This window comes from Mesorhizobium sp. WSM4306, assembly GCF_007003975.1.
GTDB lineage: Bacteria > Pseudomonadota > Alphaproteobacteria > Rhizobiales > Rhizobiaceae > Mesorhizobium.
In genome coordinates, this window is sequence record NZ_VFTC01000032.1 from 24,036 (window position 1) to 42,870 (window position 18,835).

The 18,835-nt window shown below is 63.7% G+C and carries 16 protein-coding genes; 4 read left to right on the forward strand and 12 right to left on the reverse strand.

The annotated features are described in order from the left end of the window. Positions 1-58: 58 nt before the first annotated feature. Positions 59-1,663, forward strand: coding sequence for a sulfotransferase (locus FJV77_RS27485; RefSeq protein WP_246691401.1), 1,605 nt, complete (start codon positions 59-61; stop codon positions 1,661-1,663). An 18-nt stretch (positions 1,664-1,681) separates the two neighbouring features. On the opposite strand, the gene FJV77_RS27490 is transcribed toward FJV77_RS27485, so the two are convergent. Further along, complete coding sequence (locus FJV77_RS27490; RefSeq protein WP_142869656.1) at positions 1,682-2,740, reverse strand: D-TA family PLP-dependent enzyme; 1,059 nt, start codon at positions 2,738-2,740, stop codon at positions 1,682-1,684. A 143-nt stretch (positions 2,741-2,883) separates the two neighbouring features. On the opposite strand from FJV77_RS27490, the gene FJV77_RS27495 reads away from it, so the two are divergent. Beyond that, positions 2,884-3,570: a D-lyxose/D-mannose family sugar isomerase gene (locus FJV77_RS27495; RefSeq protein ID WP_142869657.1), complete on the forward strand. Its 687-nt coding sequence runs from the start codon at positions 2,884-2,886 to the stop codon at positions 3,568-3,570. Between the two features lie 212 nt (positions 3,571-3,782). On the opposite strand, the gene FJV77_RS27505 is transcribed toward FJV77_RS27495, so the two are convergent. Genes FJV77_RS27505 through FJV77_RS27530 form a run of 6 tightly spaced genes read right to left on the reverse strand, consistent with a single transcriptional unit; the run spans position 3,783 to position 9,730 of the window. Continuing rightward, positions 3,783-4,643: an RDD family protein gene (locus FJV77_RS27505; RefSeq protein WP_142869658.1), complete on the reverse strand. Its 861-nt coding sequence runs from the start codon at positions 4,641-4,643 to the stop codon at positions 3,783-3,785. Continuing rightward, positions 4,630-5,649, reverse strand: coding sequence for a stage II sporulation protein M (locus FJV77_RS27510; protein ID WP_142869659.1), 1,020 nt, complete (start codon positions 5,647-5,649; stop codon positions 4,630-4,632). The genes FJV77_RS27505 and FJV77_RS27510 overlap by 14 nt, the downstream gene beginning before the upstream one ends. Then, entirely contained in the window at positions 5,646-6,956 is a 1,311-nt protein-coding gene (locus FJV77_RS27515) for a DUF58 domain-containing protein (RefSeq protein ID WP_142869660.1), read from the reverse strand. Before FJV77_RS27515 ends, FJV77_RS27510 begins: the two co-directional genes overlap by 4 nt. Beyond that, on the reverse strand, positions 6,953-7,909 hold the full coding sequence (locus tag FJV77_RS27520; protein ID WP_142869661.1) for a MoxR family ATPase: 957 nt from the start codon (positions 7,907-7,909) through the stop codon (positions 6,953-6,955). Before FJV77_RS27520 ends, FJV77_RS27515 begins: the two co-directional genes overlap by 4 nt. Continuing rightward, positions 7,896-9,101, reverse strand: a complete 1,206-nt coding sequence (locus FJV77_RS27525) for a DUF4350 domain-containing protein (RefSeq protein WP_142869662.1) — start codon at positions 9,099-9,101, stop codon at positions 7,896-7,898. The genes FJV77_RS27520 and FJV77_RS27525 overlap by 14 nt, the downstream gene beginning before the upstream one ends. Beyond that, on the reverse strand, positions 9,098-9,730 hold the full coding sequence (locus FJV77_RS27530; RefSeq protein ID WP_142869663.1) for a DUF4129 domain-containing protein: 633 nt from the start codon (positions 9,728-9,730) through the stop codon (positions 9,098-9,100). Before FJV77_RS27530 ends, FJV77_RS27525 begins: the two co-directional genes overlap by 4 nt. Positions 9,731-9,877: 147 nt before the next feature. Here FJV77_RS27530 and FJV77_RS27535 point away from each other — a divergent pair, with 147 nt between their 5' ends. Together FJV77_RS27535 and FJV77_RS27540 are read left to right on the forward strand one after the other, a co-directional pair. Beyond that, positions 9,878-10,660, forward strand: coding sequence for a hypothetical protein (locus FJV77_RS27535; protein WP_142869664.1), 783 nt, complete (start codon positions 9,878-9,880; stop codon positions 10,658-10,660). A gap of 56 nt (positions 10,661-10,716) precedes the next feature. Beyond that, positions 10,717-11,586 carry a hypothetical protein gene (locus FJV77_RS27540; RefSeq protein ID WP_142869665.1) on the forward strand — a complete coding sequence of 290 codons (870 nt, stop codon included), beginning with the start codon at positions 10,717-10,719 and terminating at the stop codon, positions 11,584-11,586. A gap of 41 nt (positions 11,587-11,627) precedes the next feature. Here FJV77_RS27540 and FJV77_RS27545 read toward each other — a convergent pair whose 3' ends face one another. From FJV77_RS27545 to FJV77_RS27565, 5 genes are all read right to left on the reverse strand, one after another. Further along, on the reverse strand, positions 11,628-13,313 hold the full coding sequence (locus FJV77_RS27545; protein WP_142869666.1) for a tetratricopeptide repeat protein: 1,686 nt from the start codon (positions 13,311-13,313) through the stop codon (positions 11,628-11,630). A 125-nt stretch (positions 13,314-13,438) separates the two neighbouring features. Beyond that, entirely contained in the window at positions 13,439-15,079 is a 1,641-nt protein-coding gene (locus tag FJV77_RS27550) for an ABC transporter substrate-binding protein (protein WP_142869667.1), read from the reverse strand. Between the two features lie 317 nt (positions 15,080-15,396). Next, positions 15,397-16,455 carry an alpha/beta hydrolase gene (locus tag FJV77_RS27555; protein ID WP_142869668.1) on the reverse strand — a complete coding sequence of 353 codons (1,059 nt, stop codon included), beginning with the start codon at positions 16,453-16,455 and terminating at the stop codon, positions 15,397-15,399. A gap of 3 nt (positions 16,456-16,458) precedes the next feature. Then, positions 16,459-17,136: an isochorismatase family protein gene (locus tag FJV77_RS27560; protein WP_142869669.1), complete on the reverse strand. Its 678-nt coding sequence runs from the start codon at positions 17,134-17,136 to the stop codon at positions 16,459-16,461. 361 nt (positions 17,137-17,497) lie between these two features. Next, positions 17,498-18,802 carry a Xaa-Pro peptidase family protein gene (locus FJV77_RS27565; protein ID WP_142869670.1) on the reverse strand — a complete coding sequence of 435 codons (1,305 nt, stop codon included), beginning with the start codon at positions 18,800-18,802 and terminating at the stop codon, positions 17,498-17,500. Positions 18,803-18,835: the final 33 nt, after the last annotated feature.

Sequence of the window (18,835 nt, forward strand, 5' to 3'; positions counted from 1 at the left end):
GACCGGGATTTGACGGATGCCGCTCTTGCCACGTCGGCAGCCCCTGGATCTGCCGGCAATGTTGCCAGCTTCGCTGCCGACCGCCGGTGAACCGGCGGAAAAGACATTGCAGCGCGGCATCGACCTGCAACGGCGCAAGCGTTTTCGCGAGGCCGAGTTCTGCTACCAGACGGTGCTTCGCACGCAGCCCAAAAATGCCATGGCGCTGAACCTGATGGGCACGCTGGCCATCGAGGCCGGGCATCATGACGCCGCCATTGCCTATATGGAAAAAGCGGTCAAGCTCGAACCGGACAACGCCGTCTTCCGCAACAATCTCGGCAACGCCTACAATGTCACCGATAACATCGACAAGGCGCGCAGACATCTGAGAAAGGCGATCGAGCTCGATGGAGGGCTCATCGAAGCGCTGTGCAATCTCGGCCGATCCTACCGCAGCCAGCTCGAGGGCGACATTGCCGAAGGGTTCTATCGCCGGGCGCTGGCCATCGACGGCCAGTCGGTGACAGCACTTGCCGGCATGGGCGATCTGCTCACCGACATCGGCCGGCAGGCCGAGGCGGTCGAATGTTTTGGCCGCGCACTTGCCATCGACCCGGGCCATGTCGAGGCGCTGGCCGGAATGGCGCTGGCGCGCCGGGCGGCCAAGGACGACCCGACGCTGCCTTTAATACGGGCTCGCCTGGAATTGCCGATGACCACCGACCGCGAGCGGGTGGTTTTGCATCACGCCGCCGGCAAGATGCTCAACGACCAGCGCGAGTATCGCCCGGCCATCCGCCATTTTTCTGAGGCGAAGGCGATTTCCGGCAATGATTTCGATATCGAACGGCACACCCAGCTTTACGACAGCTTCATCGACACTTTCGACGCCGGCTTCTTCGAGGCGCGACGCGATTTGGGAAATCCATCCAGGCGCCCGGTCTTCATCGTCGGCATGCCACGGTCGGGAACAACGCTGACCGAGCAGATATGCGCCAGCCATCGCGATATCTACGGCGCCGGCGAGTTGCCAACCATTCGCGCACTGGCCGGCGAAATTGGTTTCGACAAGCTCGATCCGGCCGTCTTCACCAAGGCCATGGCGGCGCTCACTCCTGCCAGAGCGAAGCAACTTGGTTCGAAATATCTCGACGTTCTCAACAAACGCAACAGCAGGGCGCGGCTTGTCGTCGACAAGATGCCGCATAATTTCGAACTGCTGGCCTTCATCAGCCTGATCTTGCCGAATGCCCACATCATCCATTGCCGGCGTGACCCGATGGACAATTGCACGTCCTGTTTCATGCACAATTTTTCCGAAGCCCACGGCTACAACGCCGATCTGACCACGCTTGGACAGTATTACCGGCAGTATGACCGGTTGATGCGCCATTGGGCCAAGGTCATCCCGCTCGATATCCACGACATGCCCTACGAAGAAACGGTGGCCGATTTCGAAAACCGTGCGCGTGGATTGATCGGATTCCTCGGCGTTGAATGGGACGATGCGTGCCTGCGTTTCAACGAGACCGAGCGCACGGTGCGAACGCCGAGCCGCTGGCAGGTGCGCCAGCCGATCTATTCGTCCTCGGTCGAGCGCTGGAAACTGTATGGCGACGCTCTCGATCCGCTGAAGACCGCACTCGGTCCGGTTTTCGCCCCTGAGGTCAGCGGCCCTTAGGCCGGACCGACATCATGCTCACCCCATCCGTCCCCGCGCCGTCACCGGCAGCGTTTCCAGCACCTTGTCACCATCGATCAGATGCACCTGGTCGAACAGGTTGGTCACCACGCAGCAATGGTCGGGCACCACCCGCACGCGCTCGCCGATGCGAAGCCTGGCGCCTTCGCCAAGCGTGACCGTGCCGTGCTCTTCGCTCAGGCCCGTGACGCGAGCGCCGGGCATGCCGAGCAGCTCACCGAATTCGGGCAGGCCCAGCGTATCGGAGGACAGCGCCTTGCTGCCGCTGTCGAGGATGGCGCGGGTCGGCGTTGGGTGGCTCACCACCGTGGCGAGCACTGTCAGCGCGCAATCGTCGAGCGTGCCGACGCCTTTGGCGACCTGATAGCGGTCGAGATAGATGTAGGTGCCGGGGCGGTATTCGGTAACGACGCTGTCCTCGCCCGAACGCCACATATCAGGCGTGCCGCCGCTGGAGATGCGCTCACAGGCAAGACCCGACGCCGCAAGCGCCTGTTTGGCGCCGGCCAGCCATGCCTCGGCCTCAGCGGCGCGGCCGGCCGCCGGATAGGTCATCAGTCCGCCGAAGGTGAGCCCCTCGGCCTGGTCGATCACTTTCGCCAGCGCCAAGGCCTCGGCGGCGCTCTGTACGCCGCAGCGGCCCATGCCTGTGTCGCATTCGACCAGCACGGGCAGGGGATGGCCAGCATCGGTGAAGGTGGCTGCGAGCCCCTCCAGCGTTTCGCGGCTGTCGGCCGTCACTGACAGCGTCACACGGCCATGCAGCGCCTTGAGGCGCCCCAGCTTGGCGCGGCCCAAAATGTTGTAGGGCAGAAAAATGTCGGAGAGCCCAGCATCGGCCATCACTTCGGCTTCGCCGATCTTCTGGCACGTGATGCCGATGGCCCCCGCCGCTACCTGCTTCTTCGCCCAGTAGGGCAGCTTGTGCGTCTTGATGTGCGGCCTGAGCTTCAGTCCGTGGCGATCGGCATGCGCCTGCGCCTTGATGATGTTGGCTTCGGCGCGGGTCGCATCGATCAGGATCGCCGGCGTATCGAGGTCGTCTATGCCTTGCATGAATGTCACCTTGGGAAATTTGGCTGGACTTATGGCCCCGATCGGCCCGGATGTCATGAGGCCAGCATGCAGTTTGCGTCGACACCGCAAAGCCGTTCGGCTATGCGCTTTAGGCAGGAACGCGACGCCAAGGGATCACGACCATGAAACGCTCAACCGTCAACGACATCATCCGCGAAGCCGACGCCTTCATCCGCTCGTTCGGCTACATCATGCCGCCCTTCGCCTACTGGTCGCCGGAGGAGATGAAGGCGCGCAAGGCCGACTCCGCGGCTATTTTCACCTCGCGGCTTGGCTGGGACATCACCGATTACGGCCAGGAGAAATTCGACGAGCTCGGCCTGTTCCTGTTCACCGTGCGCAACGGCGTGTATGCCGACATGAAGAAGGGCATGGGCATGCTCTATGCCGAGAAGATCATGATCTCGCGCAAGGACCAGCTGTCGCCGATGCACCGCCACAACATCAAGGCCGAGGACATCATCAACCGCGGCGGCGGCAAGCTGGTGCTGGAACTGTTCATGCACGATCGCGACGGCGGCATCGACCCGAAGGCCGAAGTGTCCGTGCCGGTCGACGGCACCATCCACAGGCTGCCGGCGGGCGGCCTCCTGAAGCTCGACCCCGGCCAGAGCGTCACGCTGATGCCCGGCGTCTGGCATGCCTTCTGGGCCGAGGGCAAGGACGTGCTGATCGGCGAAGTCTCGACCGTCAACGACGATTTGACCGACAACGTCTTCCGCGAGCCGATCGGCCGCTTCTCCAACATCGACGAGGACGTCGCGCCGGTGCATCTACTGGTGTCCGACTATGAGAAGTGGGTGGGGTAGCTTCATCGGCCGGCGCTGCCCCTCATCCGCCTGCCGGCACCTTCTCCCCGTATAGTGACGGGGAGAAGAGGGCTAGCCGCAATGCCGCGCCTATTCTGTAACGTCGGTGGTTCGCGAAATCATCGACGACAGCTTCTTTCTCCCCGTCACTATACGGGGAGAAATGCCCGGCAGGGCAATGAGGGGCAGCGCCGGCGTTCCCTCGATTGCAGCTACCGCTGATACTTGTCCGCCTTGCGCGTTCCCAGCAGAAGCTTGCGTTCGAGCTGAGCCCGCAGCTCGCCATAATAGGCGGTGAGGAAGGCCCTGGAATCTACCGGCTCGATGGTCATGCCGATCTTGCGCCCGATCGTCTCGGCCACGGCTTTCAGCGCGAAATAGTCGTCGCGGCGCAGCACCTCTTCCAGCTTGTGCAGTTCGGCGATGCCATAGGCATCGAGCTGCGCCTGGGTGAAGCGGAAGGCGCGTGCGTTCTGGCGTTGCGACAGGTCCTCGACCAGCGCCAGTTTCGGCGCTTCGACCACCCAGGTTCCGGCCAGCAGGTCGCCGATCCGCATGCGGTCGCGGTTGAACAGCGGGAAGAGCGCAAACAGCAGCGCCCAGACCAGTCCGAAGATCGTCGACAGCGTGTCGGCCAGCCCCATCTCGCTGCGGCCGAGGATGATCGACAGCGGCAGGAATATCTCGATCTCGCGCATCAGATTGCGAGCGATGACCTGGTCGACCGAAAGGCCGGCGCCGCTGCGCGACGCCACCCGGATGCCGAGCATCCGCTTGCCGGGCGTGGCAGCGCGGCGGCCGGCCTCGAAGACGATGAAATAGGCGTTGCGCAGGAAGAAGATCAGGATGATCCAGACGATGAACAGCGGCTGCGCTCCTTCGCCTTGGAGGCCGGCCAGCCCGAACAGTGCAACGATCGTGATCACGATTGCGGTGACGATGATGATGACAAAGTCGAGCAGGAAGGCGGCGGCGCGTGTGCCGGCATCGGCGAGCTTGATCCGGAGATCGACACCTTCCGGCGTGATCAGCGGCCGTATCGTCGACACGGCAGCGCGCCTAGCGGTCGCCATGCCGCACCACCCTAAACAGATAGAAATAGCAAATCCATAGCGTCAGCATGAAGCCGCCAATGGCATATCGCGTCACGTCGCTGGTGATCACTTGCCTGCCGATGCCTTCTAGCAGGCCGGCACACAAAAGCATGATCGTCACCCCGACCATGGTGGTGGCGGCCACCCGCCCGGCATCGGCTGCGGCCGTCATCCGGGTCAGTTCGCCGGGGAAGGCGATGCGCGTGCCGATGCGCATGCCGGCTGCACCGGCAAGCGCGATCGCGAACATTTCGGTGGTGCCGTGGATGGACAGCCATCCGCCGAGCTCCAGCCCGAGCCCCTTGGCGACGTAGATCTGGAACATCGCGCCGAGCAGGCAGCCATTCATCAGGATCAGCAGCACGCTCGGCACCGCGAAGGCAAAGCCGAGCGCGAAGGCCAGGATCGCCACCTGGACATTGTGCGTGAACAGATAGGCAGCGAAACCCGACAGGAAATTGCTGTCGGCGCCATCATAAAGCACCTGGCGCAGCACCTCGGCCGATGCGTCCGGGTTGCGCCCGCCGGCGAGACTCGGCGGAATGATGGCGTCGTACCAGCCCTTGTCTTTCGTCACCAGCCAGTAGCCGGCGCCGAAACCGACAAAGGTCAGGACGACCGACAGCAAGGTTTCGCGCCACAAATCGCGAATGGCGTGCGGCCAGTCATGCAGGAAGAAATCGCCGATGCGCTGCCGCAAGCTGCGGCGTGCGCCATAGAGATAGAAATAGCCGCGCAGACAGAGCGCTTCGAGATAGCCGACCAGCGCATTGTCGAGCGAGGTTGCACGCGCCACCGAAAGCGACGACAGCGCCGAGCGGTAGAGCAGCGGCAGCGACAGCAATTCGTCTTCCGACAGCGTGCGCGGCGCGCGTTTCTCGACACGAGCAAGCAGCGCCTCGAACGCCTTCCAGTCGGCCTCGCGTTCCGAACGGAAGCTCGCCAGCGACTGGCGCACGGCATCCTTGCCGGCCAGCGCGTTCACAACAGATCCTCCTGTTTGAGCTCGAGATAGCGCTCGACCAGCGCCGGCCCCAGCCTTTGATGGTCGGCCTCGATGACATGCGCGCCGAGCAACCGCAGTCTTCCGATGACGACCTGCCTTTCGCGCAGCAGCCCGCCGGCGACGACCGAGCGCGCTACATCCTCTGGTGTGTCCGGCGGCATGTCGGCCAGTGTCTCCAGCTCGACATCTTTCATCATCATGAACAGCACCAGATGCCGTTCGGTGAGCCGGCCGACGGTGCGCAGCATCAGTTCGGCACTGATCGGATCGACGAAATCGGTGAAGATGATCACCAGTGAACGCCGGTCGAGCCGCGCTGCAAGCGTGGTCAGCGCCAAAGTGAAATTGGTCTCTTCGGTGGAATAGTCGATCTCGGCCGCGCGCTTCTGGATCATGGCGAAGCTGGCCGAGCCGCGCACGGCACCGCTGGAAACGCGCGGCCGCGCATCGAAACCGAACAGGCTGATCATGTCGCCGCCCTTCAGCGCAATGAACGCCGTCAGCAAGGCGGCGGTGACGGCGCGGTCGACCTTCGGCACGCCGTCGACGGGCTCGCACATCAGCCGGCCGCTATCGATGGCGAGCACAATGTTGTTGTTCTCCTCGATGCGGAACTCGCGCGCCAGAAGCCGGCCGTGGCGGGCGCTGCGCTTCCAGTCGATCATGCGCCGGCCCATGCCGGGCTGGTAGTCTTTCAGCGCCTCGAATTCGCGGCCCTGGCCGGCGCGGCGTTGCGCATGGCCGTCTGGCAGCGACTGGCGCTGCAGAAGCGTGATCGCCTCGTCGCGGGCGCTGCGGATGTCAGGCAGCACCGCGACCTTGCTGTCCATCGGCAGCACGACCTGATTCCAGACCAGCCCGAACGGCCCGCGCCAGCGCACCCACAGGCGGTCGAACCTGGCCATGCCGCGCCGCAGCGCCTGGAATTTGACGTCGAGCGAAGCGCTGCCGGCCTCAGCGGCCAATGCGCCGCCGGTGCCGCCCAGCGGCGCCAGCCGCTCATCATGGCCGAGACGCGCCTGCACGGCGCGCGGACGTCCGCTGAGCCTGGCGGTGACATTGACGGTGAACTGGCCGCCGACGCTGACCTGCGGCGGCGCATGGATGGTGGCGTCCAGGGAGGCTCGTCCGCGCCCGGCGGCGGCGTCCACAGCCAGGAAAGCAAGCAGCACGCAGATCCACAGCAGGCCAAGATACCACAGCGACGGCAGCGCGAGCGCGATCAGGAAGGCCGGTATTGCACCTGCCGCACCTGCCCAGACTGCCCGGCCGCTCGGATAGATCAACGTGGCGCTTCCGTCTGGTCGACAAGGTCGGTGACGATCTGCTCGACCAGGCGGCCGTCGATCTGCGCCGCCGGAGAAAGGATCACGCGATGGCGCAGCGCCGGCACCGCGAGCGCCTTGACGTCGTCGGGGATGACATAGGCACGGCCGTCGAGCGTTGCCCGGGCGCGTGCGGCTCTCGCCAGCATGGCGCCCGCGCGCGGGCTGGCGCCAACCTCCAGATCGGGGCTGGCGCGCGTCGCCCGCACCAGCCGGGCGATATAGTCGACGACATCGTCGACAAGCGTGACCTCGCCGACCGTCGCCAGCGCCTTTTCCAGCGTCTTGCGGTCGGCCTGGGCGGTGATGCCGTATCGCTTGATATCGTGTGAGGCGGTGCCGCCGCCGTGATGGATGATGATCGCCTTTTCCTCTTCGGGGCCGGGATAGCTCACCCGGTGCTTGAACAGGAAGCGGTCGAGCTGGGCCTCGGGCAGGGGATAGACGCCCTGGTGTTCGATCGGGTTCTGCGTCGCCACCACCATGAAATTCTGGCCGAGCGAATGGGTGGTGCCGTCGAAGGTGACGGCATGCTCCTGCATCGCCTCCAGAAGGGCGGCCTGGGTCTTGGGCGGCGTGCGGTTGATTTCGTCGGCCAACAGAAGATCGCAGAAGATTGGACCGTGCGTCAGCGTGAATTGCCCGGTCTGGAAATTGTAGATGTTGGAGCCGACGATGTCGCCCGGCATCAGGTCTGGCGTGAACTGGATGCGGCCATAGGCGACGCCCAGCGCTTGGGCAAAGCAGCGCGCCGTCATCGTCTTGGCCGTGCCCGGTGGCCCTTCGAGCAATATATGCCCGCCGGCGAACAATGCCGTGAGCATCAGATCGACCGTATCGTGTTGCCCGGTGATGGCCTTGGCCACCTCTTCCCTGATCTGTGTCGCCAGGGCCTTTACATCATCGACGTTCACCGAGCCTCCTTGCCGTCCAGTCATGCAGCTTTTCGGCTGCCTCATGCATTTGTGTCAGGGTCTTTGCCGCGTCGGCGGCTTGCAGGCGGGTCGTGAAACCGCCGGGTTCGTCCTTATCACGGGAATCAAGCCATCGGTCGAGCGCTTCGCCCTGCAAACCATGCGGCGCGCCCAGCAGCGCGCCGGCGCGCACCCGCGCCAACGCGCCATAGCGGTCGCCCAGTTCCTCCAGCCGGCCGGCGCGGCGCAACAGCATTGCCGTGGTGTCGACCAGCGCGCGCTTGCCGAAGGCGATGGCGCGCTGGTCGGCCCGCGGCGGACCGAACCGGCCAAGGCCATGCAGGAACGCCAGTGCCGCCGCCGCCAGAATGGTCAGCGTCAGCGCCAGGAATGGCGGTTCGACCAGAAGCTTGGCGAGGTCGTATTTTCGCCCGAAACCGTGCAGCGTCAGGTCGAACGTCACCGGACCCTCTTCGGACTGCAGGAACTCGATCAGCTTCAGCGCCGCCGCTGCCTTGTCGGGATCCTTGAGTGCGGCATTGTTGATCAGGTCGGGGTCGGTCAGGATATAGAACTGCTCGTCTTCCACCTCGGTCAGCACCGCCTTGCCGTTGCCGGCGGCAATCAGCGGGTGTTCGTCTGCTACCCACTGCAACTGGTCGGGAACGTTGACCATCTGCCCTGAGACGTCGATTTGTTTGACCGTGATCTCGCCCCCGCCGAGCTTGGCCTTGGCGATGCGGCCGAGCCAGTCGTTGACCACCACATTGGGCAGCCGCTGGATCTTCACCTCCCAGCCCTCGTGCTGGAACAGCGGCAAGGTCGCCCATTTGGGCAGCACGAACAGCGTATCCAGGCCCTTGCGAAGCTTGATGATGTTGGCGAGCGCATCCGGATCGCTGTCGGGCGAAATGGTGACGACCAGCAGCATTTCAGTCTCGAGGTCGCTGTCGGACCGCGCCATATCGGGCGCTTCGCCGGTCAGCTTCAGCCATTCCGCCAGGCCGGCATAGCCGATGCCGCTCTTCGATAGTGGCGTAGCACCCCCGACGTTGGGCTGACGGAAGTCAGGGGCATAGGTGGACAACAGGAAGAAGCCCGCCGCCGCGAGCAAGCTGGCAAAAATGCCCCAGAACAGCGTCCTTCGGCTGACCGGTTCCTGCTGGGCGATGTCGGCCGTCGCGGCACTCACACCCAGGCATCCCTGAAGACGAATCGCTCATAGGCGCCGCGCGCCTCCTGCCAGCCTTCGGGGCCGACCGGCCGGCGCGCGAACAGCGCCGCCTCGACGATGCGCGCGATCTGGGTGAAGGCGCCGCGCGCCCGTGTCGGGATCGACGCCGCGCTGGCGATGTCGCGCGCGGTCAGCGATGGGCGCAGGAAGTCGGGCAGGCGGCCGGCAATGTCGGCGACGCTGCGGCGGAGCAGAAGATGCACCGCCTCGTCATACTCACCGCGGGCGGCCAGCGCATCGGCTTCCGACAACAGGATCTGCGCCGCACCAGTGTCGGGACGCCACGTCGCCTCAGCCTCGGTCACGCTCTTCTTGCGCCGCCAGGGCAGGCGCCAGGCAACGCCTTTCACCTCGAGCAAAATCAGCAGCAGGATGATCGCGGCGCCTGTGATCACGGCGCCCCAGAACAGGTAGATCATGTAGGGGCCAAGCCATTTCAGGAACTCGCCGAACGGCTTCAGCCACTCGGGGGGCTGGGGCTGCACATAGGCCGGCAGGTCGAACTGGATCGTTCCGTCCGACAGCAACTGCTTGTGCAGTTTGGCCAGCCATTCGGCTTGCGCAGCGTCAGGCTGTGCAGCAGTCACCTTTTCACCCCGTGCAACCTCTGGTTCGCGCCGACACTGGCAATGCAGCGCAACATTTGCAAGTGGGCTAGACGGCGCTCCTCAATCTTGGCAAATTTACTGCTGCAATCGCTAGTCAATATTCGGCGGCGAAACAGGGGGCACATCATGACTTCGACAACATTTGCGCGGCCTGAGAAATTTCAGATCGGCAGGGTCTTCAACAACTGCTTCTCCGTCATCGGCCGCAACATCGTCCTTACCGGCGGATTGGCTTTGCTGTTTTCAGGCCTGCCCACGATCATCCTTCAGCTCTGGACCAACTCGCGCATGGAGGCGCTGCTCCAGGCCGATCCTGGCGCCGCGGCCGATCCGAGCTTTGCGCTGCGCAATTCCTGGGTCACTTTTGTCGCCATCTTCATAAGCGCCATTTTCGGGTTGCTGCTCCAGTCGGCACTTGTGCGGGCCACCATCGAGGATCTGAACGGCAAGCGTCCAAACATCGGCGATTGTCTGCAGATCGCGATTCGCTTCCTGCTGCCGACCTTGGGGATAGGTTTCCTCGTTGCCCTGGGGTCGGGCCTGGCCATGATCGCGTTGATCGTGCCCGGCATCATCCTGTGGCTCGGCTGGTCGGTGTCCGTGCCGGTTCTGATCCAGGAGCGGCTCGGCGTGTTCGGCTCAATGTCGCGCAGTCGCGCCCTGACCAAGGGCAGCCGCTGGTCGCTGTTCGGCCTGTTCCTGGTGCTGATTATCATCGCCATGGTCATCCAGGGCGCGGTCGGCGTGTTTGTCTATCTCTTCCAGGGCATTGTCGCGGCCATCGTGGCTGGCCTGGTGCAGAGCGTGATGTCGATGCTGCTGTCGGTCGCCGCCGCGGTCAGCTATGTCGAGCTGCGCCAGGTCAAGGAAGGCACCAGCGTCGACGAGCTGGCCGAGATCTTCTCTTAGCAGCAAGGGTGTCAATGCCTTGACCCTCCCGGGTCAAGGCTGCGGGTGAGGGCATCGTGACGTCAGTGGCGCAGGAAAGAGCGGAAAAGTTCCGCATAGGCCGGGTCTTCAGCAACAGCTTTGCGGTCATCACCCGCAATCTGGGTTTTCTAGCCGTGGTGGTCGGGCTTTTCTCGACCTTTCCAGCACTGCTGTACAACATCTGGAACCTGTCGCGGCTTGCCGGTATTGTGAACTCCGGGACCGCCGAGGATTTCGAAACCTTGGCCGTGGAGATCTATCCGGCCACAACGCTGATTGCTGGCCTAGTCATTTTTGTGCTGGCCTTGCTGGTGCAAGCGGCGCTGGTGCGGGCAGCTATCGAGGATCTGAACGGCAAGCGTCCCTCAATCGGCGACTGCATCCAGATAGCTTTGCGCAGCTTCTTCCCAACACTCGGCATCGGCATACTGGTTATTCTGGCCTTGGTGGTGGCTGTCTTTGTGATGGTTTTCATTGCGTGGGCCATTCCCCCTATCGGGTGGCTGATCGGACTCGCCCTGGCATTGATTCCGGCTCTTATCTGGCTGCTTTCCGTTTCCGTCTCTGTCCCTATTGCGGTTCAAGAAAGGCTTGGCGTGTTCGGCTCGATATCGCGCAGCCGAGCCCTGACCAAGGGCAGCCGCTGGTCGATATTCTGGCTTTTGCTGATCATTGGCGTGGCGGCAATGCTCATCCAGACGGCGCTCTCCTTGTTCATCAATCTGGGGCTCGCCTCGACTGGTGGCATCACCGGCATCGGAATCATTGTTGCAGCGATCGGCAGCAGCCTTGTATCGACCATCTTCTCAACGGTGCTGTCGGTGACGATTGCCGTCACCTATGTCGAACTGCGCCAGGTCAAGGAAGGCACCAGCGTCGACGAACTGGCGGAGATTTTCTCCTGAAGGTGGTAGTGCCGCCTTCGGTAGACTAAGCCAGTCACACCTCAGTGACAGTAGCAATGGTCTGACTGCATGCTCGTGCGGCACAAGCAAGATGAGGTGATCGGCACATCCGCCCTGGCCAGCGCCGCGGCGAGCTTGGCCTGAAGCCCCGCCAACTCCTTGCTTTCGTCGCGCCGCTTCAGGCATTCGACCAACCCGTGCAGCGCCCAGACATTGTCGGGATGCTGGGCGCAGCGTTGCACTGTGCCGCTCAGGCCCAGATCGTCGCGATACACTTGCTCGGCTTCCTCTGCATGGCCCTGGTCGAGCAGCAGCGCCGCCAGCGCATGGCGGGGAGGGTGCATCCAGGCCCATGGCTCGGTGTAGGACAGATTGTCGTCCAGTTCGACCGCCTGTCGCAGATGCGCGTAGGCCTCGTCATGCCTGCCCCGGTGGTAGGCAAGCTCGCCATCGAGCAGGGCCGCACCGACGGCCAGCGAGGCGCGCGTCGGATTGCTGAGGAAGCGCCGCCCCGGCGGGATGCTCCCGACATGCCTGCGAAAATTCTCGCGCTCGCGCTCGGCCGCCGGAAACTGCTTGAGCGTGGCATGCGCGACGCCCTTGGCATAGTGCTGCATGGCTGATGTCAGCACGTAGAGTTCCGGCTCCGCCACGATCGGCTCGTCGATGATCTCCTGCCAGCGGCCGAAGCGCACCTGCACATGCGCGCGCATCGCGTGATAGCCTTCCACCGTCTGCGTCAACTTCGGCCGGTCGGGGATAGCGACCACGTCCCGCGCGACCAGGCTGCGCACCTTGTCGGCCGCCCACAGTGCCGGCTGGTACTGGCCAAGGAACATGCAGGTGAACATCATCAGATGCAGGTCGTGGCAGCAGCCGAGGAGGTAGTAGGTCGTCTCGCTGGCATAGGCGAGGTAGAGGTCGTTGGCGCGCACCGCCTTTTCGCTGGCGAGCTTCGCCTTCTCGTAGTCGCCGCACAGCACATGGATATGCCCAGGCATGTGGTTCATGTGGCCGGCATCGGGGCACATGGTGCCAAGCAAATTCGCCGAGCGTATGCCGCGCTCCGGCTGCGTCGACATTTCCAGGAGATGGATGTGCAGGTGCAGGATCGCCGGATGCGGCGTCGCACCGGCTTCGTCCGACATCCGGATCGAGCGCTCGCAAATTTCCAGCGCCTCCAGCACATCCGAATTGGGCGCCGGTTTGCCGGTTTTCAGATCCCACAGCCGCCGAACGGTGCGCATCATCAGCGCCTCGACGGTCAGCGCCATCACGTCATGGTCGTCGGGAAAGTCGCGATAGACCTGCCGCATCGCGGCGGCATAGGCATTGTCCCATTGTTCGAATTCCGCTGATGTAACGCCATGAGGCTGCTGGAAGCGGGCGGCCAGTGCCTCGATCAGCCGCTGCTCGACCGCGCTGGCCTTCGCCGCATGGGCACGCGCCAGCTGCACATGATCGAAGCAGCGCTTGGCCGCACGGTTCGCCTCGTCCTTGCCGTGCTCTTTCCAGGTGAGGTTATAAAAAGGACCGGCGGCATAGGCGATGCCCCAATTCACGAAGGCGCAATCAGGGTCGGTCTCCAGCGCCTTCTCGAAGCACTTTATGCCTTCCTCGTGATTGAAGCCGTAGCACCAGTTCAGCCCGATATCGAACCAGCGCTGCGTCTCGGCCGAGGATGTGGAAATGGGGCGGCGATAGGTGCCGAGGTCGAAATGATCCATGCCTGATTCGCTCTGTGCCGAAAGTCGGTCGGGCGCAATCTGTGCCAAAATTCGTGGCGATGGCAAATGGCATTCGGCCGGCGCGGCTCATTCGAACCGCGCCGGCCCAACAGTCCCGGGAGGGATCAGCTTTCCAGCCACACCTTCTCGAAGTGCTGCTCCAGCGACTGATGCTGTTCGCAGCCTTGCACGCCCTTGCGGTAGGTGCGGTAGACCGAGCGCCAGTAGGGCTGGATGATGATGCCGGAATCGCGCAGATTCTGCTCGATCTTGGCCATGATCTCCTTGCGCTGGGCGGCGTCCGGCGTTGCCAGCGCCTTGTCGAGCAGCGCGTCGAACTCCGGATTGGCATAGGCGCTTTCGTTCCATGCCGCACCCGATTTGTAGGCGAGCGCCAGCACCTGGACGCCGAGCGGGCGCCCGAGCCATTCGGTGGTGGAGAAGGGGTATTTGCTCCAGTCGTTCCAGAAGGTCGCCGCCGGCAACACCGTGCGCTTGATCTTCAGGCCGGCCTCGCGCATCTGCGCTGCAATCGCGTCACCGGTGCTCTTTTGCCATTCGACGTCGACCGAGATCAGGTCGAACTCATGGTCGGCCTTGCCGGCCTCGGTAAGCAGTTTCTTGGCCTGGTCGACGTCACGCTTGGCCGGGCCGATATCGGCAAATTCGGGATGCATCGGGCCGACATGGTGGTTGTCGGCGGGCTTGCCGCGGCCACCGAGGCCAAGCGCCAGCACGGCCGAATTGTCGACGGCAAGCTGGCCGGCGCGGCGCACCTTGACCTCGTCATAGGGCGCGTTGCCGACGTTGAAGCGGGCGACGATGGTCGAGCCGGTGGCGATCTCGGAATTTTGCAAGCCCATCTGCTCGGTCTGCGACACGGCATCCGAAGCGGTTTCGTGGTCGGTGTCGATCTCGCCGGATTCGAAGGCCGACAGCATGGCGTTGGGGTCGGAGCCGTAGTCGACCCATTTGATGCCATCAAGGTTGAAGTCCCCTTTCCACCAGGGCTTGTCCTTGCGCTTGACCTCAGCACTTGTCTCGGCATTCCAGCTGACCAGTTCGCAGGGGCCGGTGGTGATCGCCAGCGCCTTCATCGGGTCATCGCCGCCCTCATAGGAGCGGTGCATGATCAGCGCCGGGTAGTCGGCCATGCCCGCGATCAGCGAAATATCAGGCTTCGGCAGATTGAGTTTGACGGTGAAGTCGTCGACCTTCTCGATACCGCCATCGACCGGTTTCTTGGTGTCGGCATTGACCAGCGCGCCCATGCGCGCGGCGACCGAATTGCCGGCCACGCCGGCATCGCACCAGCGGGTCAGATTGTGGATGACATCGTCGGCGTTGAAGGTGTCGCCGTTCGACCAGGCGATGCCCTTGCGTACATGAAGCGTGATCGTTCTGGCATCGTCGCTGGTTTCCCAGCTTTCGAGCAGCCATGGCTCGAAGGTGAAGTCCCGGTTCCAGCGCACCAGATATTCGTTGCAGTGGCGCGCGACGTTGGACATTTCGACGCCGTCGAAAGTGCGCGGATCCTTGAACCCTTTGACGTTCATGGCGACGCGCAAGGTACCGCCGCGCTTCGGCTCCTCGGCCCGGGCGGGCGAGGGGCCGAGACCGCCCAGCGCCAGCGCGCCGGCAGCGCTGACGCCGAAGCCGGCCATGATGGCGAGGTATTCGCGCCGGTTTATCCCGCCCTTTTTGAAATCCTCGGCAACGGGTTTGGCCTGCGGGTGCAAATTGCGGTCGGTCAGCATGAATTTCATCGTCGTTCCCTCTTTTGTTGAGCGCCCCGACGGACAGCCCCGCTGGGGCGGGTGTGGCCGCCGGCGGGCCGTTGCCTGAGCTGCGATGATAGGGCTGGCTGACGCCGGGAAATGTTCGCTTTTCCGCAATTCTTGTGCGCAGTTCCGCGAGGGAGGTGTCCGATCTCCCCCCGTGTGGGGGTTGAGGAGTGGTCCGCATAGCGGATGGAAAGCCAATTGCTTGGCTTTCCGAACGACGAACGTCCGGCAGGACAGAGGGGGGCGCTGTCCCACGGGCGTCTCAGCCCATTGGAACTGTCTTCGCAGGCAGCTTTAATTCAAGAAGTCGAAGGGCCGCGTTCCTTCGCGCCCCCCTCTGGCCTGCCCTTGATCTCCCCCACGAGGGGGGAGATCAACTCCTCGTCGTTCTTGCCGAGCACGGCAACGGCGGCGATGGCCGCCAGGATGCACAAAAATGCCTCGCCGGCGCGCGGAACAGTTTTGCGGGTGCGCAAGAAACTGTGCACCAGGCGCGGCTCCTCATACCACCAGGCACGGCCACCTGCGGCAACGATGCGGTCGCGATAGGTCTGGCCGTCCGATGACAGCGGATCGCACTGGGCGGTGACGATGACCGTCGGTGGCAGGCCCGAGAAATCGCTGTCGCTCAGCGGCGAGAATGTCGGGTCGTCGCGTGATTGCGCCGGGCCGCAGCGGATGGTGCGGTAGGTCTCGATGTCGCGCAATGTCAGCAGCGGCGCTTGCGCGTGCTCGACATAGGAGCCGGCGTTCTCATCGCCGCCGAGGCTGGGATAGATCAGCACCTGGCCGACAGCATGGCGCGGGTCTCGGCGCGACGCATGCGCGACCGCGGCAGCAAGGTTGCCGCCGGCGCTTTCGCCGACGAGGACGATCGGCAGGTCAGTCGTCTGCGACGCCCATTCGAAGGCGGCAAGCGCATCCTCGAAGGCAGCCGGATGCGGATGTTCGGGCGCCAGCCGATAGTCGGCGGAGACGACGTCGAAGCCGATGCCGGCGCAGATCTCGGCGCAGATGTCGTCATGACTGTCGAGCCCGCCCAGCACAAACCCGCCGCCATGATAGTAGACGATGATGGCGCGCACCGGCTTGCCCGCCATCCGGTAGTAGCGGATCGGGATGGTGTGTCCTTCATCGGCGGCGATGATGCCGTCGCTGGCCGAAACCCCCTTGGGATAACCCTGATGGAAGGCGCGGCACATCGCGTCATAGACCGACCTTTGCTCGGCGATCGGCAGTTCAGCGATTTCGGGTGGGAACCAGTCGTTGACGCAGTCGATGTAATCCCACAGCGCCGGGTCGAGCAGGGTGGCGTATTTTCCCCGCCCGGCTGTCTTGAGCTGGTGGAGTGTGCCCATCTTTCAGAGTTCGCCGTAGAGCCGGCCGGCGTTTTCAAAGGTGAAGCGCAGCGGCACCGAACCCTCGACCTGCCATGCGCTGACGGTATCGCCCGCCATCAGCCGGCAGGCGTCGATGGTGTTGGTGACGGCGCCGCCATAGAGCCGGTTCGCAAGGTTGAGGATGGCGGTCTGGTGCATGGCGGCACTGCCGCTGCCGCAGGCGTCCTTGACCAGAAGCACACGAAAGCCTGAGGCCACGGCGTCCTTCACCGTGGCGTCGATGCAGGCCTCGGTCCACACGCCGGCGACGATCAGCCACTCGATCCCGCCGGATTTGAGGTCACGCGCCGCCGGCCCCGAACGGAAGGCGCTGGCCTCCGCCTTGATCAGCAAGGCTTCGCCATTGGCCGGCGCCACCTCATGACAGATTTCCGTCAGCGGATCGCTCTTGTCGGAAAAGGCCGACTTGCCGTCGGCATCGAGCGGATGGAACGGCCGCGCCTTGGCGGTATCGACAATATAGGCCCAGTGGTAGAGCGGCACGAAGTTGCGCCGCGCCGCCGCCTGCAGGCGCTGGACGTTGGCCAGCACCTCGCCATAGCCCTCGACCAAATAGCGCTTGTCCTGCCGGTGCTCCTCCTGGAGGTCGATGAAGACAGCGGCGACAGTGCCGCGTTTGATGGAGATCGGGCTTTTCATGCGGAGGCGCCCGGGTTTACGGCCAGCACCACTTTGTTTCGGACAACTGTGGAGATTGGCAGATCCCCTCTGAGCTTCGTCATCCTAGGGCGTAGCGTAGCGAAGCGGAGCGCAGACCCTAGGATCCATTCCGTGATCCTGATCGAAGGGCGAAAGCGGCTCAGAATATCCGGCGAGCAGAGCGTGTTTCGGGGAGCGATGTTCCGCACCGCTGCGGCGTTCGGGAGTCCCGGCATGGATCCTAGGGTCTGCGCCGCGTCGCTGCGCTCCTTGCTTCGCCCTAGGATGACGAAGGCACGGTTGCCGTGACTATTCCCGAAGGTTTGCGATACTGCGCAGGCGTCGATAGGCGATATCGCGATCAAACCTGCTTCTCCAGAAACTCATCCTCATAGGGGAAACGCGACAGCAATTCGGTGCCGGTGTCGGTCATCAGGATCTCGTCCTCCAGCTTGACGCCCTCGCGGCCGCCTTTCTCGCCGATATAGCTTTCCACGCTGACCACCATGCCGGGCACGATAATGCCGTCGCGGCCGTAGGTCTCGTAGTCCATGGCATGGGCAATGAACGGCGTCTCGCCATGCATGCCGACGCCGTGCATCACTGAGGTATAGCGCTGGTCGACGAAACGGTCTGGGATTTTCCACGCTCTTTCGGCGATCTCGCGAAACGCCATGCCCGGCGTCACGATCGAAATATTGTGCTGAACCTGGTCGTGCGCCATGCGGTAGAGCGATTTCTGATAGTCGGTCGGCTTGCCCGGTCCGCAGCGGAAGGTGCGGGAAAAATCGGAATAATAGCCGTAGCAGCCGATCGTGTCGGTATCGAGCGCCAACAACTCGCCCGGCCGGATCTTGCGGCCGCTGGCCTCGTTGAACCACGGATTGGTGCGCTGGCCCGAGGTGAGCAATCGTGTCTCGATGAACTCGCCGCCTTGGCGGATCACCTCGCCATACATGATGGCGAACAGCTCGTTTTCGGAAACGCCGGGCTTGATCGCCTCGCGCACGGCATAGACAGCGGCTTCAGCGCCCGCCATCGAAACCTGCAGGCATTTGACTTCCTCAGGCGTCTTGACGGCGCGCACCGCCAGGATTTCGCCCTGACAATCCCTGACTTCGCAGCCGCGCTTTTCCAGGGCCAGCGCCTGCAAATGGCTGCAGCGGTCGAGCCCGAGCTTCATCGAGCCGCCGCCATGCTGCTTCAACAGTTCGGCGATCTCGTCGGCGAACGGGCCAGCCGTCTCGTCGTCGCGGCCCGACACGGAAGACCACACCAGCTTGGACGGCCGCGCCTCGTCGATCGTGTCGAGCACCATCGAGACATGGTAGCTCTGCGGATATTCGAACAGCACGATCGGCCCTTCGGTCGGGATAAAGAAATAGCGCGTCGAGTTGCGCAGGAAATAGCCGAACATGTTGCGCGAGCCGGTGGCGTAGCGCTGGTTGTAAGGGTCGAACAGCACGACGCCGCCATAGCCGGCCTCGCGCATCCAGGCCCGCAGTTTGGCCAGCCGTCCCTTACGCAGCGCGTCGGCATCGATGAAGGACGGTTCCGTATCCGACAGCCACATGCCGCCGGCCGGATCGGCCGCAGCGGGATGGCGCATGCGGTCTTTGAAATCCACGTCCTCGGTGCTGTCGGGATCGAATACGACGATGCTCATGGGTGCGCCTCCTGAAAGGTCGAACATAGCTCG

Excerpts from the sequence above, each read along its gene's own strand:
- FJV77_RS27555 (WP_142869668.1), bottom strand. The coding sequence starts at position 16,455 with ATGGGCACACTCCACCAGCTCAAGACAGCCGGGCGGGGAAAATACGCC.
- FJV77_RS27560 (WP_142869669.1), bottom strand. The coding sequence starts at position 17,136 with ATGAAAAGCCCGATCTCCATCAAACGCGGCACTGTCGCCGCTGTCTTC.
- FJV77_RS27490 (WP_142869656.1), bottom strand. The coding sequence starts at position 2,740 with ATGCAAGGCATAGACGACCTCGATACGCCGGCGATCCTGATCGATGCG.
- FJV77_RS27535 (WP_142869664.1), top strand. The coding sequence starts at position 9,878 with ATGACTTCGACAACATTTGCGCGGCCTGAGAAATTTCAGATCGGCAGG.
- FJV77_RS27495 (WP_142869657.1), top strand. The coding sequence starts at position 2,884 with ATGAAACGCTCAACCGTCAACGACATCATCCGCGAAGCCGACGCCTTC.
- FJV77_RS27485 (WP_246691401.1), top strand. The coding sequence starts at position 59 with ATGTTGCCAGCTTCGCTGCCGACCGCCGGTGAACCGGCGGAAAAGACA.
- FJV77_RS27545 (WP_142869666.1), bottom strand. The coding sequence starts at position 13,313 with ATGGATCATTTCGACCTCGGCACCTATCGCCGCCCCATTTCCACATCC.
- FJV77_RS27550 (WP_142869667.1), bottom strand. The coding sequence starts at position 15,079 with ATGAAATTCATGCTGACCGACCGCAATTTGCACCCGCAGGCCAAACCC.
- FJV77_RS27565 (WP_142869670.1), bottom strand. The coding sequence starts at position 18,802 with ATGAGCATCGTCGTATTCGATCCCGACAGCACCGAGGACGTGGATTTC.
- FJV77_RS27505 (WP_142869658.1), bottom strand. The coding sequence starts at position 4,643 with ATGGCGACCGCTAGGCGCGCTGCCGTGTCGACGATACGGCCGCTGATC.